This window comes from Pseudomonas sp. P5_A2_2, from assembly GCF_054177685.1.
Genome location: NZ_JBGCUL010000369.1, coordinates 1 through 4328, shown reverse-complemented (window position 1 = coordinate 4328; position 4328 = coordinate 1). Strand labels below are relative to the sequence as shown.

At 60.2% G+C, this 4328-nt stretch carries 7 protein-coding genes; 4 read left to right on the top strand and 3 right to left on the bottom strand.

Annotated elements, in window-relative coordinates; all coding sequences use genetic code 11:
- The coding region (locus tag ACXRVY_RS18570; RefSeq protein WP_458237941.1) for an Orn/Lys/Arg family decarboxylase at positions 1 to 278 on the top strand (278 nt) is incomplete at its 5' end.
- A 14-nt stretch (positions 279 to 292) separates the two neighbouring features.
- Entirely contained in the window at positions 293 to 907 is a 615-nt protein-coding gene (locus ACXRVY_RS18565) for a GNAT family N-acetyltransferase (RefSeq protein WP_223461804.1), read from the top strand.
- Here the strand turns inward: ACXRVY_RS18565 and ACXRVY_RS18560 are convergent.
- Together ACXRVY_RS18560 and ACXRVY_RS18555 are read right to left on the bottom strand one after the other, a co-directional pair.
- Positions 873 to 1766: a LysR substrate-binding domain-containing protein gene (locus ACXRVY_RS18560; RefSeq protein ID WP_223461802.1), complete on the bottom strand. Its 894-nt coding sequence runs from the start codon at positions 1764 to 1766 to the stop codon at positions 873 to 875. The genes ACXRVY_RS18565 and ACXRVY_RS18560 overlap by 35 nt on opposite strands.
- Before the next feature lie 88 nt (positions 1767 to 1854).
- The gene (locus ACXRVY_RS18555; RefSeq protein WP_458237940.1) at positions 1855 to 2082 is read right to left on the bottom strand and encodes a hypothetical protein; all 228 of its coding nucleotides are present in this window, start codon (positions 2080 to 2082) and stop codon (positions 1855 to 1857) included.
- 175 nt (positions 2083 to 2257) lie between these two features.
- Here ACXRVY_RS18555 and ACXRVY_RS18550 point away from each other — a divergent pair, with 175 nt between their 5' ends.
- Complete coding sequence (locus ACXRVY_RS18550; RefSeq protein WP_223461797.1) at positions 2258 to 2818, top strand: NADPH-dependent FMN reductase; 561 nt, start codon at positions 2258 to 2260, stop codon at positions 2816 to 2818.
- 196 nt (positions 2819 to 3014) lie between these two features.
- On the opposite strand, the gene ACXRVY_RS18545 is transcribed toward ACXRVY_RS18550, so the two are convergent.
- Positions 3015 to 3965 (bottom strand): DUF1853 family protein, encoded by a 951-nt coding sequence (locus tag ACXRVY_RS18545; RefSeq protein ID WP_223461795.1) that lies wholly within the window; start codon positions 3963 to 3965, stop codon positions 3015 to 3017.
- Positions 3966 to 4082: 117 nt separating this feature from the next.
- Between ACXRVY_RS18545 and ACXRVY_RS18540 the strand changes: the two genes are divergently transcribed.
- Positions 4083 to 4328 (top strand): NAD(+)/NADH kinase (locus tag ACXRVY_RS18540; protein WP_458237939.1); only part of this gene is annotated, 246 nt, incomplete at its 3' end.

Sequence of the window (4328 nt, the reverse complement as noted above, 5' to 3'; positions counted from 1 at the left end):
CCTATGATCAATTGGTGCGGGGTGAAGTCGAAGCCGTGTCGATCGATGCGGTCGCCGGGCGGATCGCGGCGGTGATGCTGGTGCCGTATCCACCTGGCATTCCGCTGATCATGCCGGGCGAGCGCTTTACCGAGTCGACCCGCTCGATCATCGATTACCTGGCGTTTGCCCGCACGTTCGATAGCAGTTTCCCGGGGTTCGTTGCTGATGTGCACGGATTGCAACATGAAGATCAGGGCAGTGGACGGTGCTACACCGTCGATTGCATCAAGGAATGAGGACCTTTCCCAGTATGCAGCCGGTTATAAATCCGAATTTCCCAGGGTTGTCGGTACGGGTTGCCGACGAGGGTTTTGCCGCCTATATCTGGGGCAGTGATTTCAGTTTTGAAGTCGCGGCCTACGGTGCGGCCGAAATAGGCAAGCCGGTGGCACAGTGGCCGGTCACCCCGATCACGCCTTATCGCAAGTGCTACGGCATCGACCCCGAGGAATTCAGCAGCTTTCGCGATGGCGCCGACAGCGCGATTTTCATGGCCTATCTGGATGACCAGCCCGTGGGGCATCTGGTGGTCAGTACCAACTGGAACGGCTTTGCCCATATCGACGAACTGGCGGTGCATGCACCGGCCCGACGGCATGGAGTGGCCAAGGCCCTGCTGGATGTGGCGCAATTCTGGAGCCGCAAGAAAAAACTCCCGGGCATCATGCTCGAAACCCAGAACAACAACCTCGGGGCCTGCCGGCTCTATGAGCGCTGCGGTTATGTGATTGGCGGGCTCGACCAGCTGCGCTATCGCGGCATCGATCCGAACACCGCCGAAGTGGCGCTGTTCTGGTATCGAATGTTCGAAAATCCGCTGGAAAATATGCTCAGTTCGTCAGCATCGCCGCGGCTTGTTCCGTGACGATGGCCAACAGTGCCTGAACCGCCGGAGACGGCTCGACGTTTTTCAGCGACAAGGCGTAGAGAATGATCGGCACGGCTGGCGCCAACGGGCAGGTGTCCAGTCCCGAGGCTTTGGCACCAAGGGCGGTGAAGGGGTCGACGATGGCCAGACCTTCGCCGGCCTCGACCATGCTGCGCATCATCTGATGCGTCTGGACCCGGGTTTGAATCACCGGAGCAGGGCGCAAGCCGTGCAGTTTGTTTTCCAGTGCCGGGCTCAGCGGGTCTTGCCCCTCAAGGCCGATCATCGATTGACCGGCCAGATCCTGCAGTGAAATGTATTTCTGTTTCGGTTGCAGCCAGCCATGGGGTGCGAGCAATTGAAGTTTGCCCTGGGCAATCGCCTGGCAATCGAGGTCGGCGTGATCAGGGTCATGCAGGCTCAGCCCCAGATCGCTTTCACGTAGCAGCAGGCTTCTGACGATGTCGCGGGTGGGCTGGCAAAGGAGTGTGCAAGGCGCGTCGGGCAGTCGTCGGCGCAGTGCCGCGATGCTGTGTGGCAACAGTTGGTTAGCCAGAGGCGGGGTACAGATGATGCGCAATGGCGGCGCCAGGTATTGCCTGAGGCTGTTGGCCAGGCGCTGTACGGGTTCGAGTGCATCGTAGACCCGGACAATTTCCACCTGCAATTCCCGCGCTTCGCGGGTGGCCTGCAAACGCCCGCGAACGCTGGCGAACAGCATGAAACCCAACTGATCCTCGGCGTCGCGCAGCAAGCGCTCGACTTCGGTCACCGGCATCTGCAGCCATTCGGCGGCGGTGCCCAGGTGACCGGTCTGCAAGAGCGCCTGGATCACTTCGATATGGCGTAAGCGCATGCGTGAAGTCCATGTTCAGCAGGTGGAGGAGTCAGTGGCTGAATCCTACCCCAAGTCCGCGCATATGACTTCTGCTCATAACGACGGGTTATGAAKCGCTGGCGGTTTGCGGTTCGCGGGTAATGGTCACGCCGGTTTGCAMCAGCATGAATTCATTGTCGTCGACCTTGTTGACACGGTCGCCAATGGCCAGCTTGTAGGTGGTGACAGGCCCTGAACCGTCTACCGCCGGGGTGGAGTCCTGGAACTCGTGCACCGAATAAATACGGCCTTCCGCATCTCTTGCATGGAACTGACCGACGAGTACTGCTGCCATCTGTTTAGAACCTCTGGAGATAAATCACTCAATTTGCGGCACTGTAGACCGTGCTTGGGCGAGGTAAGTTTTCCTACGGGAAAAAAATAGTCAGGGACGGTGTTTTCGGTCGCCCGCTGCTTGAATCGTCATCTATAACTACAAGCTCTTCCTATCGGACAGTCGAGAAACTCTTATGAGCAACGTCTATACGATCGCCGTCGTGGTCGGCAGCTTGAGAAAGGAATCGATCAACCGCAAGGTCGCACGGGCCCTGATAGAGCTGGCGCCGGCCAATCTCAAGCTCAACATCGTCGAAATTGGCGATTTGCCGCTCTATAACGAAGACATCGATGGCGCTTCACCGCCGGCAGCCTACAGCACTTTCCGACAACAGGTGAGCTCATCCGACGCGGTGTTGTTCGTGACCCCGGAATACAACCGTTCGGTGCCGGCGCCGCTGAAAAACGCGATTGACGTCGGTTCTCGCCCTTATGGCAAGAGTTCGTGGAGTGGCAAGCCCGGCGCCGTTATCAGTGCTTCTCCGGGGGCCGTCGGCGGGTTYGGTGCCAATCACAACCTGCGTCAGTCCATGGTGTTTCTGAATGTGCCGATGATGCAGCAGCCGGAGGCCTATCTGGGGAACGCCGGTTCGGCGTTCGACGAGGCGGGCAAGTTGTCCGAGTCGGTCAAGCCGTTCCTGCAAAATTTCATCAATGCCTATGGGCAATGGGTCGAGCAGCACAAGAAAGTTTGATGTTCATTGGTCAGCGCTTTGTCCTGCGAAGCGCTGGATAACCGGCAATGCGGTTGTCTCTTTGGACCGGGTTGACCCCTTCGCGAGCAGGTTCGCTCCCACAGGGATCCTCAGTGGATACAAAACTTGCGAATGACTGAGATCCAATGTGGGAGCGAGCCTGCTCGCGATGGGGACGGCTCAGACACAGCAAAATTCAGGTATTGCCCGGCACATTCGGCCAAAGATCCGCCACCAGAAACAATCGCTCGGCTTCTTCCCAGTCGCCGCTGGCATTTTCCGTCAGGCGCACCAGCAATTGTGCCGGCGCCAGCGGGTCCAGGTCATTGAGCCACGCCTGCATCTGTTCAGGGTTCCAGGTGTGCTCCGCCGAGTAATGCGCCGGCGCCAGCCAGGCGTGGCGAGGCAGGGGTTGCCAGCGACCGGGCGGGCTCTGGGCCAACAATGCCGGCCAATCCTTTTGATGCAACCAACGACCGCGCAAATGCTGCGGATGTGCGCCCGCCGGTGAGGCCGCCTGTCCGGGCCATGGGTACAGCAAGTACCCGCCCAGCCACAAATGGGCGCTGAACGCCTGGATATCCAGCGCCGCCAGCACTTCACGGCTCTCGGGGCGCGCGGAAATCGGCAATTGATGCTGGCTCAGGTGCGCCAGTTTGCGGTCGAGCCGGTCGTGGCAGCCSGGGCCCAGCCAYTGGGCGGTGTCATGTCCGTCGCCGGATTGCGGGCCGAGGTAGAGCTTGATCGCCAGTTCCAGGTGATGCACGCCGTCGCGGTCGCGCAGCAGCATGTCCAGTTCACCCAGGGTGTGCCCCTCGCGGCGAATCGGCATGTTGGCGGCAATCAGTTCTATGCCGGGCGCATGCTGTACGGCGAATTGCCAGAGGCGTTCGTAATACAGGCCCAGACGCTGGGTCCGGGCCTGGGCCAGCCAGTGCAGCAAGCCATAACTGTCCCGGTCCAGTTGCCGCAGCCAATGCTCCAGGCGCTCCGGTGTCTGCACCCAGTCGCTACCGGCCAGCGGGTGACGCTGTGGCCACAGGGTGCCGTCCAGCATAGGCGGCGCGAGGATGACCCACGCCAGGTCACGCACTTCGGGATGGCGTAATTGATGGGGCAGGTGGAGCAAATCGGGAAATAGCATCATCTTGCGAGCATAGCCCGAAACCCGGGCACAACCTTGAAGCTGAAAGGATTTTGTCTACGGGCGGCTTTCGCCCATAATCGTGGTTTTCGCCGCCACACAGATCCCCGCAGGAGCCCCATGGAGCAATTTCGCAATATCGGCATCATCGGTCGCCTGGGCAGTTCCCAGGTGCTGGATACCGTCCGCCGACTGAAACGGTTTCTGCTCGATCGTCACCTGCACGTGATCGTCGAAGACACCATCGCCGAAGTGCTGCCAGGGCATGGCTTGCAAACCTCGTCGCGCACGATGCTCGGCGCAGTCTGCGACTTGGTCATCGTGGTCGGTGGTGACGGCAGCGTGCTCGGGGCGGGCCGGGCTCGG